This is a genomic window from Flavobacterium album (assembly GCF_003096035.1).
GTDB lineage: Bacteria > Bacteroidota > Bacteroidia > Flavobacteriales > Flavobacteriaceae > Flavobacterium > Flavobacterium album.
In genome coordinates this window covers 1,205,278-1,226,355 of the sequence record NZ_CP029186.1, presented here as the reverse complement: position 1 = coordinate 1,226,355, position 21,078 = coordinate 1,205,278, and the positions used below count along the sequence as shown (strand labels likewise).

Sequence of the window (21,078 nt, the reverse complement as noted above, 5' to 3'; positions counted from 1 at the left end):
CGAAGGCGTGGCTAATTACTATACCTGTTTAAACTCTTTCAACAACTCCATCTCGGTACGGAAGGCCAGCATCTTGTCGCCAAACAGCTTCACGCCTTCTTCCCTCAGTCGCGGCGCATCTTCTTTGTAATAGGCCTGCAGCTTTTCCATACTGTCGGCAAAGTACTGGATGGCATAAGTGCTTCCGCCCATCTCTTCCACAATAAGCACCTTAACGATCTTGGCCTTGAAAAACTTGCCGGTTTCCATTACTTCGGGTATGTGCTTCTCCATCATCCAGCTAAGCCATTTATCGTGTACACTGTCGTCTATGTTGATGGTAACGTTGTAGAGTATCATTTTTTGGTGGATTTGGTTATTTTGTGATGTGTTGATTCGGCAAATTAAACCTGTTAACAAAGATAGGGGGAACGGCAATTATGGGCTAATAATTTTATGGTAAAATTTATACTGGAGCGTGCCTTCGATTTCGACGATAGGAGAAATCCCGACATCTCCACGGTCATTCTGAGATTTCTCTCTCCGCAAGCTACGGTCGAAATGACACACCGATCATTAGTAATATTAACTATTCGTATCCCCCCGCAGCAGCCTGTATTGTTTCCTGGCCTCTATAAAGTAAATGCTGTCTTCGTGGCCAAAGAGTACTTTTTCATACAGCGGTTTTGCCTTCTCCGGGTCGGATAGTTTTTTGTTGTAGATCTCTGCCGAGAAGAACAGCGCTTCATCTACATAAATGCCTTCCTTGTAGTTATCGATTACCTTCTGGTAATATTCCAAAGCCTGCGGGTATTGTCCCATGCCTTCATATATCTTGCCGATACGCAGCAGGGTAACATCCTGTATGCTCTGCGTTTTATCATTTGCGAGGATGTCCTTAAAACCGGCAAGCGCTTCGGCTTTTTTGTTTTGATATAATTTGAAGTCGGCTTTTGCAAATTTCTTCAGGGCCGTCTGTGTGCTGTCTTCCACCGTATTGTCTATGATCAGCAGGTACAGTTCGAGCGCATCGTTAGCAATAAGCTGGGACGAGTTTGATTTCAGCACCTTAAACTGTTTCTGCGCCCATTCGAAATCACCTTTAAAATAACTGCTCTTTGCCATCTTAAGGCTTGCCTCATGGCCAACGGCATCGTTCTTAAGATCTTCTTCGATCTGGGCATAGTAAATGATGGCCTGATTAAACTTCTCGTCCAGCAGCAGTATATCCGAGAGCTTCATTTTTACCTGCGCCTCCTGGTATTTGTTCAGTTGCAGCTTCAGGGTATTGTTTAGCGTCTCTATCCCGGCTTTGGTATCTTTCCTGTAAAAGGCATCGAAGTCGGCTTTTAGCAATTGCAGCTCCAGAGAGTACGGGCTTACGCCGTACTGGGCAAGGAGGGTGTCTATGCGCTGTTTGATGGCAGGATAATCTTTTTCCGGCGCTGTTTTAATGTCCATGGAAAGCATGTAATAATTCGACTGCATGAGCAATTCCGGGTCCTGCGTATTGTTAAGGATAAAATCCAGTATCTCGCGGGCTGTGGCATCCTCGTTTTCCTCCACCGCCAGCTTTGCTAGGCTCACAATATTGAAAAACATATCGGGGTCACGCTTGAAAATGGCTTTTTCCTGTATGAAAGCTTTGCCATAATCATGCTGTTGCACAAAAAACCAGCTCAGGAACTGGTTCCAGAAGATGTCCTGGGTTTTCTGTACATTCAAAAGCAATGCTTTGCGCAACGATGCGTTGAAACTTTTTTCCGGGCTGCCTGCCGGGTTTTCCTCGCTCTCCTCGTTCATGAAACGCGACAGCTGGTTTTGCACCACCACAAGGTTCTGCGGGTTATTGTACGAATAGCTCAGGAGCTTATCGATCATCAGGTCTACATTGCCAAGCTGCCCCTGCAACAGCGCCACCTGGTAATCGAAGTTAAGGCTTTGGTTGGCTTTTACGGCAATATCATACGCTTTTATGGCCTGGTCCAGCAATGTTTTTTGCTCAAAAGTAGTGGCAATGCTGTAAACATTCGACGGGTTTTCGGTTACCGATGTCAGTGCCAGCTTATAGTTCTTTTCGGCGTTGGCCATGTCTTTCTGCAATTGGTAATTGTAGCCAATTTCTACATACAGCAGGGGCTGTCTTGTCCTTTCGAGCTTTTCTGCGAGCAGCTTACCGGCATTGGCATATTGCTGCAATTGTTGGTAGCAGGCAACGACTTTCTGCGTGAAAAAGGTATTGTTGGGCTGTTTCTTTTCGAAGTCCTGGTAAATGACGAGGGCTTTTTCAAACTCACCTTTTTCAAAGTAATTCTGTGCCAGCTGCTCGTTTTGCGCGAAGGCGGCAAAGGAGATTAGGAAGGCTATAATGGCAATTATCTTTTTCATAGTTTAGAACGCGGATGACGCGGATTTAGGCGGATCTCCACGGATTTTTATTTGTTATGGACACAATCAGTAATCTTATTGAATGCTGATAATAAAAAAACGCAGATGACACTGATTTAGCATACTACCGCGTCATTTTTTAAAATCTGCGGGCATTCGCCAAAATCCGCGTCATTCGCGTTCCCTTTGTGCCTTAAACAAAGCTACTAATTTATTATATCAAATCCGGTATAAGGGCGTAAAACTTCGGGTATTACGATGCCTTCGGGAGTTTGGTAGTTTTCCAGTATCCCTGCAAGCACCCTTGGCAGTGCGAGTGAGCTTCCGTTAAGGGTGTGCGCCAGTTGGTTCTTGCCCTCCTTATCGCGGAAACGCAGCTTCAGCCTGTTGGACTGGAACGTTTCGAAATTCGATACAGAGCTTATTTCCAGCCAACGGTCCTGCGCGGTAGAGAATACTTCAAAGTCATAGGTCAGCGCCGATGCAAAGCCCATATCGCCGCCGCACAGGCGAAGGATGCGGTACGGAAGCTTTAGTTCCTGAAGCAGGGTTTTTACGTGTTCCACCATGCCGTCAAGTGCAGCATAGGAATTATCAGGGTGCTCAATGCGCACAATCTCCACCTTATCGAACTGGTGCAGGCGGTTAAGGCCGCGAACGTGGGCGCCATACGAACCTGCCTCCCTCCGGAAACAAGGCGTATAACCCGTACATAATACCGGCAGCTCGTTTTCCTGCAATATCACATCGCGGAACATATTGGTTACCGGAACCTCAGCCGTCGGGATAAGGTATAGGTCGTCAACACCTACATGGTACATCTGGCCTTCCTTATCCGGAAGCTGGCCCGTGCCGTAGCCGGAAGCTTCGTTCACCAAATGCGGCACCTGGATTTCGCTATAACCTGCGCCGGTATTTTTGTCCAGGAAATAGTTGATAAGGGCACGCTGCAATTTTGCACCTTTTCCTTTATACACCGGGAAGCCCGCGCCTGTTATCTTGTTGCCCAGCTCAAAGTCGATGATGTCGTATTTTTTTGCGAGGTCCCAGTGCGGCATAGCGCCTTCGTGCAGTACAGGGATCTCCCCTTCGGCATGTACCTCAACGTTCTCCTCAGGTGTTTTTCCTACAGGGACAATGTCGGCCGGGGTGTTCGGCAATTTGTAAAGCGCCTGCGTAAGGGCTTCGGCAGCCGCAGCAAGTATTTCGCCCAGCTGTTTGCTCTTCTCTTTATAATGGGTGGTTTTTTCTTTAAGGATGGCGGCTTTGGCTTTTTCGCCGGCTTTCATCAGCTCGCCAATATCACGCGACAGCTTGTTGGATTCCGAAAGTACCGTGTCAAGCTCTACCTGTGTGTGCCTTCTTTTTTCATCGAGGGCTATCACTTCGTCAACCAATGGCGCTGCGTCAAAATTCCTTTTGCCCAAAGCCTGTATCACTTTTTCCCTGTTCTCTCTGATAAATGCTGTCTGTAACATGATGCTGATTTTTATAAAGTGAGCAAATTTAATGATTTGTTTTAATTAGAAGGAGTTTAGCCACGAATTACGCTAACTTTCACTAATAATGTATCTTTAGAGCAGTAAAAAATATTTATTAACAAAGAACTACCGCAGAGAGGTACAGCTTTTTTATTATAGATCGCGGCTCAGACCGGATATGTTTTATATCTAAACTTTATACCACTGTTTTTCAATCAAATTCTGATTATATTTGGGAAATTTTACCCATGATGAAGAATTTTACCTTCCTGCTTTTTAGCCTTATATCCTTTACAGGCGCTTTTGCACAATCTTATAATGAAGAATTACAGCAGATATCTGAAGCGGAAATGAAGTCGGCCGTAGCCCTAAGAAGTTTCCGGGCCAATGTCAATACAGGCAACTATGACGTTGTATACCACAAGCTGGACCTTACAGTGAATCCAGCAGTGCAGTTTATTTCCGGAAGCGTTACTACTACTTTTGTTGCCAACGAAGACATGTCTTCCATAACTTTCGACCTGAGCAATGACCTTACCGTGAGCTCGGTCACAAAAAATGGCAGCAGCCTTTCGTTCACGCAGAATTCCAACGATGAGCTTGTTATAGCGTTTCCTACTCCCCAATTGGGAGGTACAACAGGTACGGTTATCATTACCTATTCGGGTGTACCGCCAAGTGACCAGGAATCTTTTGTAACCGATGAGCACAACGGCTCACCGGTATTGTGGACACTTTCCCAGCCTTATGGCGCTAAAGACTGGTGGCCGTGTAAGCAGGACCTTATAGATAAAGTAGAAAGCATCGATGTGTATATCACTGCGCCTTCGGCCTATGTGAGCGTTTCCAACGGGCTTGAGCAATCGCAGGTAGTAAATGGTGCCAACAAGACAACGCATTTTCATCATGGCTACCCTATCCCCGCTTACCTTATCGCTATCGCGGTAAGCAACTATGCCGTTTTTAACCAGACAGCGGGCACCGCGCCGAATACCTTCCCAATTGTAAACTACTATTATCCTGAAAATACTTCTGTTCCAAGCCAGGTCGCCGTAACGGTGCCTATTATGGATTTTTATGAACAGACCTTTGAAACCTATCCTTTCCACCTCGAAAAATACGGGCATGCACAATGCGGCTTCGGGGGAGGGATGGAGCATACCACGGTTTCGTTCATGGGAAGCTTCGGGAGGCAGCTGATAGCGCACGAGCTGGGCCACCACTGGTTTGGCGACAAAATAACCTGCGGCTCCTGGAAAGATATCTGGCTTAACGAAGGCTCTGCCACCTATATGGCGGGAATGGTAATACAACATATGGATGGGGAAAGCGCCTTTATAAACTGGAAGTTTTCAACGATCCTGAATATCACCTCCCAGCCTGGCGGAAGTGTTTATCTTACCGATACGGACACCCTTAGTGTAGACAGGATATTCAGCAACAGGCTTACCTATAATAAAGGTGCAATGGTGCTCCACATGCTGCGCTATAAGCTGGGCGACGCCAATTATTTCCAGGCGCTGCGCAACTACCTTGCCGATGCCGATCTTGCTTATGCGTATGCAAAGACACCCGACCTGCAGGCGCATCTCGAAGCACAATCCGGCGTGGATCTTGATGAATTTTTCAGTGACTGGGTCTATAACCAGGGATATCCTATTTATGACATTGCTGTATCAAGCAGTTCCAATCAGGCATTTGTCACGGTAAACCAAACGCAGTCGCATCCATCGGTCAGCTATTTCGAAATGCCCGTGCCCATCACATTTATCGGCCCCCAAAGCCAGGTATATGATGTAGTGCTCGATAACACGTTCAACGGGCAGCAGTATACCGTGCCCCTGCCTTTTACTGCAGTTTCCGCAGTGTATAACACACAATGGGATATTATTTCCGCCAGCACCAATATTACGCTCAGCACCAATAGCTTTAACCGCTTATCGGCTGTAAAGCTATACCCAAATCCTGCTTCGGAAACGCTGTCTGCCGATTTACCTGAAGGAATTACACTTGAAAAAGCGATCTTCTACAACACACTTGGGCAAAAAGTACTGGAAACCGGGAGCGAAACCTCATGGAATGTATCGCAGCTTGCTACCGGGATGCATTTTATAACGCTTGTGACCAGTGAAGGAAATGTACAGCTGAAGTTTGTGAAGGAGTAATTTTTTAGTGTTCAGTCGCAGTTTTCACTCTTTTAGGATTTGTTTTTTGAAATTTGGAATTTGGAATTTTCACTCTATTCCCTTTATCCTTGATACCAAAAATGCTATCCCGATACCGAATATCCCAATAATAGCAAATGACATCCGGAGGCTCGTAGCCTGTGCTACGTGGCCTATTACCGGCGGGCCGAGCATAAAACCGAGGAAGCTCACACTGGATACGGTTTGCAACGCAATGCTTGGCGGGATATTGGGCCTGTTACCGGCAACACTAAAAATGATAGGGATAATGGTAGAAACGCCAAGCCCTACCAGCATAAAAGCTATCGTAGCCGGAACAATATAGGGTAATGCCACCGCGCTGTAAAGCCCGAACGACACCATGCACCCCGCGATTTGGAGCACCCTTTTGCGCCCTAATTTCCTGATAATGATGTCGCCCGAAAAGCGCCCTATTGCCATAAAAGCCATGAACGAAGCGTAACCCAAAACGGCAAGCGGGCCCCTAGCGCCAATGACCTTCCTGAAATACACCCCGCTCCAGTCGAACATGATGCCTTCGCTTAGCATACAGCAGAAGGACATGACACCGAGCCAGACCAGTACCGTGTCGGGTTTGGAAAAAAGCTTTCGCTTTTCTTTTTGCTTCTGCCGGCTTTTTACTTTGACGAGGTATTTGTAATTGAAAATGATAACACCCCATATCAGCACAGCTACAGCTATGAAATGGATTTTGGGCTCCAGATGCAGGCTTTTCATGCCGATGCCAATAAGTGCACCGGTAAAGCCGGCCGTGCTCCAGGCACCATGAAAAGACGACATCACTGACCTCCGGAAAAGGCCTTCGGTATAAATGCCCTGTGTGTTTACAGAAATGTTGGTGAGGTTACTGCATATCCCAAAAAAGAACAAGGCCAGCGACAACTGCCACTGCTCCCTTGCAAAGCCCAACCCGATAAGGGCACACACATACAGGCTGAGGCCTAATACAACAGTGCGGTGGCTGCCGTACTTTACTGCCAGCCTCCCGGAGAATGGCATAATGCAGAGCTGCCCAAGGGGTATGGCAAACAGGAGGCTGCCAAGATCGCCTTCGGTAAGGCCGAGGGATGCCTGTATATCGGGGATGCGGCTAGCCCATGTGGCAAAGTTGAGCCCCATGGTAAAATAGAAAAGGGTAACCGCCCACCTGATGCGTTTCAGGTAAGATGCCTTAATGTCTTTGTAGGCCTTCCGTAATTTTTTGGAAGGTTCATCAGCAACGATTAATTCCTGTTCCATTTATTTGTGCCTTTATCGAATAAAATTAAAGAATTAGGAGAAACGGCATGTATACTATTTTGTCAAAATTGTATTTCCTTATCTTATTATGACTGTATTCTTCTTTTGTCCTGAAACAAAAGAAGCAAAAGTTCAAGGCTCCAAATATTTCACTTAAAATCTACGGCAAGCTTCTCCCATCGCAACCCAAGCCGCGGCCTGCTGCGCGCCGCTCGCGGGTCGCTCTCCTTCTCCCAAGACTAAAACTTCCCTTGATTTTTACGCGAAATATTTTAGGCCTGGCTTCACTCAGCCGTGCGCTGCGAGATGTGAATATTGAAATTATTTACTTCTTTAAAAATTCCTTTAACGGCGCAATAAACCTGTCATAGGCCTGGATGTGCGGCAGGTGGCCAACGCCTTCGATCCCTATAAGTGTGGCATCTTTTATTTTCTTTTTGGTTTCACGCCCGAGAACCGGATAGTTGCCGAGTTTTTCCTGTGCTTCCTTCGGTGCTTTATTCTTGCCCAAAGCGGTTCGGTCACTTTGCCCGATAATGAGAAGTACCGGCATTTTTAGGTTTTCAAATTCGTACAAAACCGGCTGCGTGAATATCATGTCGTAAGTAAGCGCCGATGCTTTGGCAATAACAGGATACTCTTTATTGACGGTCCATCCCGCTACAGGCAACAGCCATTTGTCATATTCCGGCTTCCATTTGCTGCCGTAATAAAATTGCAGCTGGTAGTCCTTCATCTTTTGGTAATCCTGCTTTAGTTCGGAAGCATACCAGTCGTTAACGCTTTGGTAAGGCACTACGGTTTTCCAGTCCTCCAGCCCTATCGGATTTTCGAGTATCAGCTTCTCCGTCATTTCGGGATACATAAGGGCAAAGCGCGTAGCCAGCATCCCTCCCATTGAATGCCCGAGTATATTGACCTTAGTTATCTTCAATTCGTCTAACATTGCTTTCGTATTTTGCGCCAAAAGCTGGAAAGTGAACTGGATGTTGCCGGGCTTGGACGACTTCCCGAAACCGATCTGGTCAGGCATGACAACGCGATAGCCGTCCTTGGCCAGGTCGTTTGCCGTTTGCTCCCAGTACATTGCCGAAAAATTTTTGCCGTGTAGCAGCAGTACGGTTTTGCCATTAGGCTTTTGCGGCTGAAGGTCCATATAGGCCATTACCAGGTCCTGTCCCTGGATTTTAAGCGCAAGTTCTTTTACAGGGAACGGATAAGTGATGTTTTCCATTCGCAGGCCGGTGGGCTCAAGAGGCTTTTCCTGGGCGGAAGAAATAACCACTGTCAGAATTGTCAGTAAGGCTGTTAGTTTTTTCATATATTAAAAATTAAAGAATTACCGGAATGCAACTGTTCCCCTACTATTTCCAAAATTCCTGTATACCCTCATTCCCAAGCAACGGGTCGTTATCGGGAAAGGGTACTTTTGCAATATTTTCCAAAGCCTTCACGCGCTCGCTATCTTTTCCGGTCAGCAGGTCATACTCCACTCCCCCCGGATAAGCCCCAAGCACTGCAAAGTCCTCAGAAGCAGATATTTTCTTATGCCCTGTACCGGCAGGAAGTACAAGCACATCTCCAGCTTCTACATCCAGCTTTTGGCCATTTTCGCCACCCATGTGCAATTGTGCCGAGCCTTTATAAACGCCCAGCACTTCATGGGTAATGCTGTGGTAATGATGGTACGGGTATACGCCATTGCGCCAGGCATTCTTCCAGTTGTTTTTAGCGAATGTTTCTTCCATAACATCAGCAAGGTTTTCGCCGGGATCGAAAGCATTTTTATAAACGATTAACGGAAAGACGCTGTTAGGTATTTTTCCGTCGTCTTCGAATTGGAATTGTAAAATGTCCATGGATAAGCAATTGTTTAGTTTAAGCACACCCCTAACCCGTCTCAAGAGGGGAACAGCTACAGTCATGCTGTTTAATTCTCTTCTCTCCCGATAGCAGTCGGGATTCTCCGATACGTGCCTATAATATGTGACATTGTTTGCCGAACTTTTTGTCGAATAACCAAATCAACGCATCAACTTAAAAACTACCACGCGCTTTCCTGCGTCAGGAGTTCGATCTCGTGGGCAGTGATAGGCAGGTCGGGTGCCTTCATGATGCTTTCAAGCTGGTCAACAGTTGTGGCACTTACGATAGGGGCTGTAACCGATGGCCTGTGGATGAGCCATGCCAGCGCTGCCGTTGCGGGTGTGGTTTTCAATTGCTTTGAAACCTCGTCTAGTGCGGCAAGTATTTTAAAGCCACGGTCGTCAAGGTACTTGGCTACACCACCACCGCGCGGACTCTTATCAAGGTCGTCTTTGGAGCGGTATTTTCCTGTAAGGAATCCGCTGGCAAGCGAATAATAATTGAGCACCCCAAGGTTATTGCCAAGACAAACGGGCTCGAGACCGTTCTCGAAAACTTCGCGTTCGTAGAGGTTATAATGCGGCTGGAACGTTTCATAGGCGGGGAGGCCGTTTTCGGCGGCGACCTGTAATGACTCCTTCAGCCTGTCGGCGGTAAGGTTGGATGCCCCAATGTGGCGCACCTTGCCTTCTTTTATCAGTTGGGCATAAGCGTCCAGCGTTTCTTCAATAGGTGTTTCGGGGTCGTCCCAATGCGACTGGTACAGGTCGATATGGTCGGTCTGCAATCGTTTCAATGATGCTTCAACGGCATTGAGGATATATTTCTTCGAAAGCCCTTTCTTGCCGCCGCCCATATCACTGCCTACTTTGGTAGCGATGATCACATCGTTGCGGTTGCCGCGCTTTTTCATCCAGTTACCGATGATGGTTTCCGATTCGCCGCCTTCATTGCCCGGTTTCCAACGCGAATACACATCGGCAGTATCTATAAAATTGAAGCCTTTGCCGGTAAAAGCATCCAACAGCTCAAATGACTTTTTCTCATCGATCGTCCAGCCAAATACATTGCCCCCGAAAGTGATGGGATATACATGCAGGCCGGTAGTTCCTAATTGGCGTTTTTCCATAATTTTTATTTTAAGTAACTGTCTAAATTTAACTTATATTAGGTAAAATACATATTAACGGCTGTCACTTCGAGCGCAGTCGAGAAGCTAAAGCAACGAAAATAGCGCATTTCGACCTGCCTATGTCGTCAGACAGGCTCCGCTCAATATGACATTTCGTTGCTTTTTCAAAATTTAGACAGCTCCTAAATCGACTACTTTTCGTTGTGCGCTGCTCTGCTGTGCAGCGGCTATTATTTTCAAGACCCTGATGCCATCTTCAGCAGTGACAGGCTCCTGTATGTTTTCAGTTATCGACTTATAAAGCCCATCGAACAGGCTGTAATAATTTCCCTGTTGCGTGGGTATGTGGCCACGAAATAATTCGCCGTCATGCTCGGTGTGGAGAAAACCGGCCTTTTCTTCGGGTTCGGTGCCCCAATCCTCAAGGTTTGGCTTTTGCCCGGTTTTGAGCACATCTTCCTGGATGTCGCCCCGCTGTTTCAGGAAGGACCCTTTGCGTCCATGCAGTGTATACGCCGGCACCCCTTCGCGGACAAAAAATCCGGAGTGCAGCTTCACCCTTTTGTCGGGATAATAAAGCATGATGCTAAAATCGTCATCTACCTGCGAGTTTTCCCTTAGCCTGCGTATATCGGCAAATACCGCTTCCGGAAACCCGAACAAGTATAGCGCCTGGTCGATAAGGTGCGAACCGAGGTCCATCAGGATCCCTGCACCGGGGTTGTTATCTTCCTTCCATGCTTTGGGGCTCAGGTTAGGATTGTATCGGTCAAAACGGAATTCCGCCTCCACAATTTCACCCAAAACCTTTTGATCGAGTACCTGCTTCACGGTTTTCAGGTCGCTGTCCCACCTGCGGTTCTGGAAAACGGCCAGCTTCAGGCCTTTTTGCTTTGCAAGGGCATCAAGTTCTTCCGCCTGGGCAACGGTGGTTGTAAAGGCTTTTTCAACGAGGGCATGCTTACCTGCTTCGAGTACTTTTTTGGCGTATTCGTAATGCGTATCCACTGGGGTATTTACGATCACTAAGTCCACATCATCCGCAAGCAGTTCTTCCAATGATCCATAGCTTTTCACATCGGGATAATCCTGCTGTATGAGTTTTTTGCTGCGTTCCCACGAGCCGGTAAGCTCAAAGCCGGGATGCATTTCGAGAAACGGGGCGTGGAATACTTTGCCCGACATTCCGTATGAGAGTAGTGCTGTTTTTATTGTTTTCATTGTTTGGCCTCACCCCCACCCCCTCTCCAAAGGAGAGAGGAGCGAGCTTCACTCTTATATTATTAGTATATAAATATTATTTCGTAGCTATTATAAACCGAAACCCAAAAACCCGGAATTAATCCTTCAGTTGGGCACGTTCGTATTGCTTTGGCCAAATGACTTCTGCATTAAGCTCGTGGGCAAACGTGAGTGCGATATTCGGGTCACGGAGGGCTTCACGGGCAAAGAACACCAGGTCGGCTTTTCCTTCTTTTATAATATCATCTGCCTGATGTGCCTCGGTGATCAGCCCGACAGCGGAGGTACAAATATGCGCTTCTTTCTTTACGCGTTCGGCAATGGGAACCTGGTAATTCGGCCCAACAGGTATCTTTTGGTGCGATACCAATCCGCCCGAGGAGCAGTCTATCAGGTCGACGCCGTTTTCCCTGAGTATCGCGGCCAGTGCTACCGTGTCGTCCTCATTCCATCCGCCTTCTGCCCAATCGGTACCGGACAGCCTTACAAACAACGGGAGGTCGCCCGGCCATTCCAGCCTCACGGCGTCTATAGTCTCCAGCAGGAAACGGATGCGGTTTTCGAAGCTGCCGCCATATTCATCGGTACGTTTATTGGACAATGGAGAAAGGAACTGGTGCTGCAGGTAACCGTGAGCCCCGTGGATTTCGAGTACTTTATATCCTGCCTCGCGCGCCCTGCGTGCAGCCTCACGGAAATCGTTTACAACTTTATCAATGGCGTCCTTGTCCATTTCGACAGGAAGCAGGGCCTCATTATCATGGTAAGGGATCGCGCTCGGGGCTACTGTACGCCATCCGCCCTCATCCGGCACCAGTTTTCGGTTACCCTGCCATGGTGTGCTGATACTCGCCTTTCGGCCCGCATGTGCCAATTGGATACCCGGAAAAGCATTCTGCGAGAGGATGAAGGCTGTTATCTGCCTGTATTTCTCTATATGCTCATCGCTCCAGATACCGAGGTCGCAGAGCGATATCCTTCCTTCCGGCGATACGGCCGTAGCTTCCTGCATGATGAGCGCCGCCCCCCCTATTGCCCTTGCGCCAAGGTGTACCAGGTGCCAGTCGTTGGCAAAGCCGTCTTCGGCAGAGTACTGGCACATGGGCGATACCACGATGCGATTCTTGAATATGATGCTTTTTATCTGGAATAATGAAAAAAGTGATGGAGCCATAGGTGTGTTTTTTAATGATCATCCCGCGGGATAAATGGTATTTATATTGGTAAATATACCTCTAATCCGAAAGCAATTCTTACGGGTACTGATTTCGCAATGTAAATTTACCCTGTAATCGCCATACATAAAACCCCTGTACTGATTATTAACAAACTTTTAAATCAGATGCATGAAAATTAAAATAAGCGGAAGTAAATCAGAAAACACTATTTTTGTGCGTTTATACAAAACTAAAATTTCAGAATGGATATAGTTGTTCAGGTTGCCCAATTGCTGCTTATGTTGTCGATACTTGTAATATTGCACGAATTCGGGCATTATATAACCGCAAAATGGTTCAAGGTGAGGGTAGAGAAATTCTATCTTTTTATGGATGCGGGATTCTCTTTGGTAAAGAAAAAAATAGGTGAAACAGAATGGGGTATCGGGTGGCTTCCGCTTGGAGGCTACGTAAAGCTGTCCGGCATGGTGGATGAAAGCATGGATACCGAGCAGATGAAGCTGCCGCCACAGCCGTGGGAATTCCGTTCGAAACCGGCATGGCAAAGGCTTATCATCATGCTTGGTGGTATTATTGTAAACGTATTGCTGGCGTGGTTCATCTTCACTATGGTGTACTGCACGTATGGAAAAAAATATGTGGCTACCGAAAAAGTACAAAATGTAGGGCTTGTATTTGGCGAGACCGGGCAAAAAGTAGGTTTCCGTGATGGCGACAAGATCCTGAGCGTAGACGGAAAAAGCCAGGAACGCTTTGACAGGCTGGTGCTGGACGTGCTATTAGGCGACACTATAAAAGTGGAGCGCAATGGCAAGCCGGAAACGCTGGTTTTGACCGACGAGAACAAAAAAGAGATACTGGACAAAGAAGGCCGTGATTTTATCCATTATAAAGTGACCGGCACCGTGATTGATAGTGTCATCCCTACGGGCAATGCACAGAAAGCCGGACTTAAGAAGGGCGACAGGGTTACCGGTATAAACAGCCAGAAGCTGCGTTACCTGGGCCAGGCAAGTGAAGTGGCTTATAAAAATAAAAACGGTTTCGTGACGCTGAACGTGATGCGTGACGGGCAGCCAATGGATATTAAGATAAGTGTGGATAAAGATGGCGTGATGGGATATGTAGAGAAGCCGACCGACAAAATTGACCTTGCAACGGTTGAACATTACAACTTTTTCTCGGCAATGCCGAAAGCGGTTGAGGAATCCTATTCACTTATAGTTTACAACATCAAGCAATTCAAGCTTATCCTGCGCCCTTCTACAGGCGCTTACACGCACGTGAAAAGCGTAGTGGGTATAGCCTCGAATATGCCTACAACCTGGGATTGGGAATTCTTCTGGAAATTTACGGCACTGTTCTCTATAGGGCTTGCTTTTATGAACATACTGCCGATACCGGGCCTTGACGGCGGCCATGCACTCTTTACCATTGCCGAAATGATCACGGGCCGCAGGCTTAGCGATAAGGCTGCAGGCGTAGTACAAACTGTGGGAATGGTTATATTATTAAGCCTTATGGTGTTAACTTTCGGAAAAGACATTTACGACCTGATCGTGAATTAGCGACTGAAAAAATCTTTTAAAATTTTCGTCAAATTGTTTGTGAAAACTAAAAATGGTTATATATTTGCACCGCTGTAACAGTAACGCTTTTATCAGCAAACGTTCATAAAGAAGATATAAATACAACAATATACAGTTTCCTCCTTAGCTCAGCTGGTTAGAGCATCTGACTGTTAATCAGAGGGTCCTTGGTTCGAGCCCAAGAGGGGGAGCTTTTAAAGCCGCGCTATTAGTGCGGCTTTTTTGTTTTATAAAATGCTGATTATTTCCAAATGCACTATGTCTATATCCTTCATTCAGAAAAATTAGAACGGTACTATACAGTGTATACTTCTAATATTGATATTAGATTGGGCTTTCATGAAAATGCAGAAGCTGGAAAATTCACTTATAATGCCGATGACTGGAAACTCGTGTACTCATTGTTATGTGATTCAAAGCACCAAGGGATGACAATAGAGAAGCATATTAAATCAATGAAAAGCAAAATCTATATTCAAAACCTGATCCAATATCCTGAAATGGGTATAAAGCTAAAGCTAAAATTTAATCCTTAGCTCAGCCGGTTAGAGCATCTGACTGTTAATCAGAGCCCCGATAGCTATCGGGGTTGGTTCGAGCCCAAGAGGGGGAGCTTTTAAAGCCTTGCAGAAATGTGAGGCTTTTTTGTTTTTATACATCCCCTCACCTTCAAAACCCTTATATTTGGAAAACCAAACCTTTCCAAATGAAAAAACTACTCCTCTTTGTCGCATTGCTCGCTATAAATATCTCCTTCGGACAGGAATCACTTACTATAGACTGGCCTAAGGAAGCTAAACTAAAGATTGCCAGTGACCAGGCAGATGGCCCCACACACATGGTGGAACTCATTCCGGAAAAAGAGACTTTTGAAAACTGGACGTTGATGGGGAATATGATGGCCATCAAAGGTGTCAAAGTGCAGAATACAGCTCAGATAGCCGAACTTTTTAAGCAAAGCGCCCTGCAAAATGCACCGGAATCGAAAATGACGATCATAGAAAGCGATGATACTGTAAAAAACATCTGGGTGCTATTCAAGATAGAAAGCCCTAAGTTCAATGACGACCCAAATCCGGAGTCGCAGTTATATTATGCCATCCAGGGTGATGAGAGCCTGCATGTAAACTTTATTGCCATTAAAAAGAAAAAACTTGATGATACGTTTATCGAGAAATGGTCGAAGGTGTTTAAAGCGAGCCAGCTGGTTAAAGGATAAATCATTATTTTTTTGATTATGATAAAGAAATTTTTGCTTTTCGCTGCGCTGTTTTGCTTCCTGTCTGTAAACGCACAGGAATATAAAACTATAACCTATTTTACCAACGACAGCTTGAAATTGGAGCTTGACCTGTTCCTGCCTAAAGGAAAGCCTGCCGGCAAGCTGCCCTTGCTCATCCATGTGCATGGCGGCGGCTTCTCTGGTGGCGAAAGAAAGAACGGGCACCACATTTGCAGCTATGCGGCATCCAAAGGCTATGCGGTGGCATCCATAAGCTATTCGCTATACATGAAAGGCAAGAATTTTAGCTGTGGCGGCACCATTCCGGAAAAGATAAAGGCCATCCAGATCGCGGCCAACCAGTTACAGCAGGCCGTAGTGTTTTTCATCAGCAATAAAGACACTTACAACATCGACCCTTCAAAAATATTTATATCCGGGAGCAGTGCGGGGGCAGAAACCGTACTTCATGCCGCATTCTGGGATAAAACCATGATGCAGCTGTATCCGGGCAGGCTCCCTGAGGGCTTTAAATATGCGGGTATAATATCGGGTGCCGGTGCTATTATGGACATCAACCTAATCAATAAAAACACGCTGGTACCCGTGATGCTTTTCCACGGCAGCTGCGACAAAACAGTGCCTTACGGAACTGCAGCACACCATTACTGCCCCACAAATTCATCCGGCTGGCTGATGCTCTTTGGGTCGTATTCCATTTATAACCATATGCTGGGGCTCAATGGCAGTACGCACCTGGTGACTTATTGCGGCGGCGAGCACGACTATAGCGACATGCTGTTCGCCAAGGGCCAGCAAACCATTATCGACTTTATGGACATGACGCTGAAGGGCGGGAAAGAGCAGTCGCATACCGTAATTGCCACCGGAAGGAATTGTGAGGCGAACAGTAAGTATAAGTTTTGTGATTAACGCTTCCTTCTAACTAAAAACCTCCCTTAAAACCTCAACCGAATTCGGCCTCCTGAACCCTTCGAGGTGGAGCGCATAATAATCCAGCAGTATCTTCAGCAGTGCCTGCCTTTCCGTTACGTGGAAAGCTTTGCCGCTGTTATCGAATTTCAGCCCCATCAGGGTACGCAGCAATGCCGTTTCTTCTTCTGTTAGGCAGCTGATGCCATGGTAAGGCGAAAATACACCTTCGGTCATCTCAAAGAACGGAAGCATGTCGTTGCGTTCAGGATAAAAACCCAGGAATTTGGTTATCTCCAGGAGCAGTACCAAATGGAAATTGGCAGCATTGTCATGGCTGTCGAGCCAGAGCATTGCCGTTTCGAGAAAGGAATACAGGTTTTGATTCTTTTCCTCCTCCTTAATGCTGTGATGCAGCATTTCTGAAAGGAAAATAGCTATTGTTGTTTTAACGATATCTTTGTTGATAGAAAAATAAGGATGTGCCAGCCTTACCTCTTTGAAGTATTCCAGTGTGCCCTTGTTTTTATGCACTGCTTCTATCTCAAGGAGGCTGAGGGGCTGGAAATAGACTGTTTTCTGGGCGTTCTTTTTAGATGAAAAAGCATCCCTCACATAGTAGGATTTCAGCCCGTCAGATTCAGTGAAACACTTCACGATAAGGCTTTTTTCCTGGTAGCGCAGGGAACTGATGACTATCGCTTTCGTTTTTACTAACATTGTCGTTTGGCTATTCTCCCCTGATGATCATTACCTTTTTTACTTTGGTCTCGGTACCGTCTTCTGACGAAATGAAGATCATGTAAACGCCCGTAGCCACCTTATACTTTCCAAAAGCACGGGTATCCCATAATACCGTACCGCCTTCGGAAGTGGTTTCATATACCAGGTTGCCCTCTATATCGGTTATCTTGATATTCGCTTTATCTACAAGCCCGCTGATATTTACGTCGCCGTCAAAATTGGGACGAACAGGATTCGGGAACACATATACCTTGCTCAGGTCGCCAGCCGCTGCGGTAGAGGTGCCTTTGTAGGAAACCATTCCCCTGTCGGTGGCAAAGAACACTTCTCCCGTTGCAGAGTCGATCTCAATATCGTTTATGTTATTGCTGGGCAGCGGTGAATTTTCTTTTGTAAAATGAAAGAGCGTACCCTGCCCATCCGGCGTCACCAGGAACGCCCCTGCACCCGCTGTACCAATCCATTTGTTGTTAGCGCCGTCAACAACAATATCGGTGATCGTTTGCTCGTACATCAGTTCCTGTGCGAGCCCGTCTTCCAGGATAATAATCGGGTTGGCCGTCAGTTCGTCTTCAGTCATAAAGCGCTCTATGCTCGAAACCACACGCAGGCCGGTTATTGTCCCTATCCACAAGCGGTTATTGTTATCAATAGCCACGCACTTTACATTATCATTAGGAAGGTTTTCCTGTCCTTTTATGATAATAGACTTATTGTTCAGGTTTTCATTAAACGCCAACACGCCATTATGATTTGTCGGAATCCATTTTGTATTGTTCCTGTCAATAGCCATTTTGGCAAAATTATCGGCGCCAATTGCTTCAAATATATTAAATGAGGCCCATTGGTCATTGCCAGGACTATACCTTTTAATTGCATTATGTGCAAGTGAATTGGTCATCCATAAATTCCCCGACTTGTCAAAAGCGAGGCTGTTTATCCTCACACTTATATCCGAACTGGAAATAGGTTCCGGCCCATTGGGTATAGCGGGGCTTTCATCATAGATTGCCACAGGGACATCATTTTCTATTTTAATAAGTCCATCATGAAAAGATGCTGCAAAAACAATATTTTCGTTATTTGGGTTGGCAATTATGTCAGATATTGATGCTGCGTCAAATAAATCATCATTAGGAATATGTGTCCAGCCAGTACTTGAAAACTTGCTAATGCCATAGTACTTTAGCGGGAATGGATTATAGGTCGCAGAATACCCTCCATACACTGCCCATAAATTATTAGGCGTCTTATCCAGCGAAAAAATACTGCTCATCAGAGGCCCATCCGGAGTTATATTGGTAACAGCGGAGAGATTGGTCATAGGAATGGAAAATACTCCCTTTTCCTTTGTCCCGATAAAAATATCGCCGCCAACAATAGTCGCGCAGGTAAAAGTAACATTTTCTCCGGGTATAAGGTTAAGCTGGAATACCCGCACCAATGCATCATTATAAACATTTATCCGATTGGAGCAGGTAGCTACCATGTATCCGTTCGCTTCCCTGAGGTCGACCATCTCAGAAGGAAAAACGTCAAATCCATACGGGATATTATTTTGCAGGTCGGGTTTGTATAGAGTTCCGTTAGCAAATCCAAAAAAACTACCGGAATAAGTGAGTGCGGCCGACCAGGCACCTCCGAAGACTTGGGTCCACTGGCTGAAATCATTCAGGTTCGGATTGGGAAATGTGGCACGCCTTAGCCCGCTTTCATTAGTGGCTGCATACATATATCCATTATATATTGTCGCCTGCCTTACCGAAATTTCAGCGCCGCTCGGGCCTAAATAGTAGGTGTCGCCAAACTCCAGTGTGGCCAAGTTAAATACTGCTATTCCAAAATCACAGGAAATATATGCTTTCCCTTCATATTCATAAATATGGTTGATTTTCTTTTTGGCAGCCGGTATGGTAGTTTCCTGCACGATAGCGATTCTGTTGAGCACAGAAAAATCATTGTTCACTACCAGCAATAAACCGTTGGCGTTGCCTACAAGCGTTTTGCCGTATGTGGGGCTGTGATGTATTGCGGTTATTGTTTCTGCTTTAAGGCCATCTACCGAGGTTATTGTCTTAATTTCATTGGTCGCTACATTTTTGGTAAACATAGCGCTCTCCGATGCCGCAAATACCCTGTTGTTCGATTCGGTAATGTCCTGGACGTTGTTATAGGAATAGTAGCTGCCCCACAGCTGGTTGCCCTGGCCGATGGAAACAATAGAAAACAGTAGGGACAATAACAGGAGAACTCTTTTCATCAAAGCAATTATTTGCGCAAATATAAGCTAAAACGCAATTATAGTCATTTTTGTATAAAGGGCATAAAAAAAGCCCCTGCATTTGCAGAGGCTCAATATTCTTTAAAGGAAATTTATACTACTCCCTGGGCAAGCATTGCATCGGCAACTTTTACGAAACCTGCAATGTTAGCTCCTTTTACATAGTCTACATAGCCGTCATCCTGCGTGCCGTAAGTAAGGCATGCGCTATGGATGTTGTGCATGATGCCTTTCAGCCTTTCGTCAACTTCTTCCCTGCTCCAGCTTAGGCGAAGTGAGTTTTGAGACATTTCAAGGCCTGATGTGGCAACACCGCCTGCGTTAGACGCTTTGCCCGGAGCAAACAATATTTTTGCATCCTGGAACGCGATAACTGCTTCCGGCGTGCTTGGCATGTTAGCCCCTTCGGCAACGCAGATGCAGCCGTTGGCTAGAAGCTGTTTTGCCTCATCGCCGTTAAGCTCGTTCTGGGTAGCACAAGGAAGGGCGATATCACACTTCACTTCCCATGGCTTGCCGCCTGCCACATATTTGGCATTCGGGTATTTTTTGATATACTCGCTGATCCTTGCGTACTGTACGTTCTTAAGGTCCATTACGTAAGCAAGCTTTTCTGCATCGATACCTTCTTCATCATAGATATAACCTGCTGAATCGGAGAAGGTAACTACTTTACCGCCAAGCTGCATTGCTTTTTCGGCAGCATACTGGGCTACGTTACCCGAGCCTGAAACCACTACCGTCTTGCCGTTGAAGCTTTCGCCTTTGGTGCCAAGCATGCTTTGTGCAAAGTACACACAGCCATAGCCTGTAGCCTCAGGGCGTATGAGCGAACCGCCGAAGCTTATCCCTTTGCCGGTAAGCACTCCTGTAAACTCATTTCTCAGCCTTTTGTACTGGCCGAACATGTAGCCTACCTCACGGCCTCCTACACCAATATCGCCCGCAGGAACGTCGGTATCAGCGCCGATATGTTTAGAAAGTTCCGTCATGAAGCTCTGGCAGAAACGCATGATCTCGTTTTCTGATTTTCCTTTAGGGTCAAAGTCAGATCCTCCTTTACCGCCGCCCATTGGCAGGGTAGTAAGGCTGTTTTTGAACGTCTGTTCGAAGGCAAGGAACTTAAGGATGCTCAGGTTTACCGAAGGATGGAAACGAAGGCCGCCTTTGTATGGGCCTATAGCCGAATTCATCTGGATCCTGAAGCCCCTGTTCACCTGCGTATTGCCTTTGTCATCCAGCCAGGTAACGCGGAAAAGGATAACCCTTTCGGCTTCCACCATTCTTTCCAAAAGCATCTTGCCCTGGTATTTCGGGGTTTTTTCTATAAAAGGTATTACCGTTTCGGCAACTTCGTGCACTGCCTGAAGAAATTCCGGCTCGTTGGCGTTCCTTTTCGAAACGGTGTCCATAAAAGACTGTATGCTATCACTCATGTTTTAAAGATATTAGGTTTTAAGAAAACGTTTGCGTAAAATTTCGGCAAATATACATTTTTTGTTTATTTGGTCATGTGGGGATGCGGTAATTTGTTAAAAGGTTAATCTGGTGATTCGTGGATGTGGTTTTGTTTTGAGCTACAGCCGAATAACCAAAC

General features: G+C 46.2%; 17 protein-coding genes and 2 tRNA genes. 7 read left to right on the top strand and 12 right to left on the bottom strand.

Features of this window, described 5'->3' with window-relative positions:
- Positions 1–18: 18 nt before the first annotated feature.
- From HYN59_RS05480 to serS, 3 genes are all read right to left on the bottom strand, one after another.
- On the bottom strand, positions 19–339 hold the full coding sequence (locus HYN59_RS05480; protein ID WP_108777307.1) for a DUF4286 family protein: 321 nt from the start codon (positions 337–339) through the stop codon (positions 19–21).
- A gap of 225 nt (positions 340–564) precedes the next feature.
- On the bottom strand, positions 565–2,367 hold the full coding sequence (locus tag HYN59_RS05475; protein ID WP_108777306.1) for a tetratricopeptide repeat protein: 1,803 nt from the start codon (positions 2,365–2,367) through the stop codon (positions 565–567).
- A gap of 206 nt (positions 2,368–2,573) precedes the next feature.
- Positions 2,574–3,845, bottom strand: coding sequence for a serine--tRNA ligase (gene serS, locus HYN59_RS05470; RefSeq protein ID WP_108777305.1), 1,272 nt, complete (start codon positions 3,843–3,845; stop codon positions 2,574–2,576).
- A gap of 251 nt (positions 3,846–4,096) precedes the next feature.
- Here serS and HYN59_RS05465 point away from each other — a divergent pair, with 251 nt between their 5' ends.
- Positions 4,097–6,013 carry a M1 family metallopeptidase gene (locus HYN59_RS05465; protein ID WP_342748348.1) on the top strand — a complete coding sequence of 639 codons (1,917 nt, stop codon included), beginning with the start codon at positions 4,097–4,099 and terminating at the stop codon, positions 6,011–6,013.
- Positions 6,014–6,082: 69 nt separating this feature from the next.
- On the opposite strand, the gene HYN59_RS05460 is transcribed toward HYN59_RS05465, so the two are convergent.
- The 6 genes from HYN59_RS05460 to HYN59_RS05435 all read right to left on the bottom strand — a co-directional run bounded on the left by HYN59_RS05460 (position 6,083) and on the right by HYN59_RS05435 (position 12,708).
- A complete protein-coding gene (locus tag HYN59_RS05460) occupies positions 6,083–7,294 on the bottom strand; it encodes an MFS transporter (protein WP_108777304.1) in 1,212 nt (403 codons plus the stop codon).
- A 325-nt stretch (positions 7,295–7,619) separates the two neighbouring features.
- Positions 7,620–8,615, bottom strand: a complete 996-nt coding sequence (locus HYN59_RS05455; protein WP_108777303.1) for an alpha/beta fold hydrolase — start codon at positions 8,613–8,615, stop codon at positions 7,620–7,622.
- 43 nt (positions 8,616–8,658) lie between these two features.
- Entirely contained in the window at positions 8,659–9,153 is a 495-nt protein-coding gene (locus tag HYN59_RS05450; protein WP_108777302.1) for a cupin domain-containing protein, read from the bottom strand.
- A 185-nt stretch (positions 9,154–9,338) separates the two neighbouring features.
- A complete protein-coding gene (locus tag HYN59_RS05445; RefSeq protein ID WP_108777301.1) occupies positions 9,339–10,289 on the bottom strand; it encodes an aldo/keto reductase in 951 nt (316 codons plus the stop codon).
- A gap of 174 nt (positions 10,290–10,463) precedes the next feature.
- The gene (locus HYN59_RS05440) at positions 10,464–11,513 is read right to left on the bottom strand and encodes a Gfo/Idh/MocA family oxidoreductase (protein ID WP_108777300.1); all 1,050 of its coding nucleotides are present in this window, start codon (positions 11,511–11,513) and stop codon (positions 10,464–10,466) included.
- Positions 11,514–11,631: 118 nt separating this feature from the next.
- Positions 11,632–12,708, bottom strand: coding sequence for an NADH:flavin oxidoreductase/NADH oxidase (locus HYN59_RS05435; RefSeq protein WP_108777299.1), 1,077 nt, complete (start codon positions 12,706–12,708; stop codon positions 11,632–11,634).
- 246 nt (positions 12,709–12,954) lie between these two features.
- Between HYN59_RS05435 and rseP the strand changes: the two genes are divergently transcribed.
- The 6 genes from rseP to HYN59_RS05405 all read left to right on the top strand — a co-directional run bounded on the left by rseP (position 12,955) and on the right by HYN59_RS05405 (position 16,456).
- Positions 12,955–14,280 carry an RIP metalloprotease RseP gene (gene rseP / locus HYN59_RS05430; RefSeq protein WP_108777298.1) on the top strand — a complete coding sequence of 442 codons (1,326 nt, stop codon included), beginning with the start codon at positions 12,955–12,957 and terminating at the stop codon, positions 14,278–14,280.
- A gap of 138 nt (positions 14,281–14,418) precedes the next feature.
- Positions 14,419–14,492, top strand: a tRNA-Asn gene (locus HYN59_RS05425).
- Positions 14,493–14,552: 60 nt separating this feature from the next.
- Positions 14,553–14,837, top strand: a complete 285-nt coding sequence (locus tag HYN59_RS05420) for a GIY-YIG nuclease family protein (RefSeq protein WP_108777297.1) — start codon at positions 14,553–14,555, stop codon at positions 14,835–14,837.
- Positions 14,831–14,914: transfer RNA gene (locus HYN59_RS05415), tRNA-Asn, on the top strand. Before HYN59_RS05420 ends, HYN59_RS05415 begins: the two co-directional genes overlap by 7 nt.
- A gap of 93 nt (positions 14,915–15,007) precedes the next feature.
- Complete coding sequence (locus HYN59_RS05410; protein ID WP_108777296.1) at positions 15,008–15,520, top strand: hypothetical protein; 513 nt, start codon at positions 15,008–15,010, stop codon at positions 15,518–15,520.
- A gap of 18 nt (positions 15,521–15,538) precedes the next feature.
- Positions 15,539–16,456, top strand: a complete 918-nt coding sequence (locus HYN59_RS05405; protein ID WP_108777295.1) for an alpha/beta hydrolase — start codon at positions 15,539–15,541, stop codon at positions 16,454–16,456.
- Between the two features lie 9 nt (positions 16,457–16,465).
- Here the strand turns inward: HYN59_RS05405 and recO are convergent, their stop codons facing one another.
- From recO to gdhA, 3 genes are all read right to left on the bottom strand, one after another.
- The gene (gene recO / locus HYN59_RS05400) at positions 16,466–17,176 is read right to left on the bottom strand and encodes a DNA repair protein RecO (RefSeq protein ID WP_108777294.1); all 711 of its coding nucleotides are present in this window, start codon (positions 17,174–17,176) and stop codon (positions 16,466–16,468) included.
- A 10-nt stretch (positions 17,177–17,186) separates the two neighbouring features.
- Complete coding sequence (porZ, locus tag HYN59_RS05395; RefSeq protein ID WP_108777293.1) at positions 17,187–19,460, bottom strand: type IX secretion system anionic LPS delivery protein PorZ; 2,274 nt, start codon at positions 19,458–19,460, stop codon at positions 17,187–17,189.
- A 113-nt stretch (positions 19,461–19,573) separates the two neighbouring features.
- Complete coding sequence (gene gdhA / locus HYN59_RS05390) at positions 19,574–20,917, bottom strand: NADP-specific glutamate dehydrogenase (protein WP_108777292.1); 1,344 nt, start codon at positions 20,915–20,917, stop codon at positions 19,574–19,576.
- Positions 20,918–21,078 lie beyond the last annotated feature (161 nt).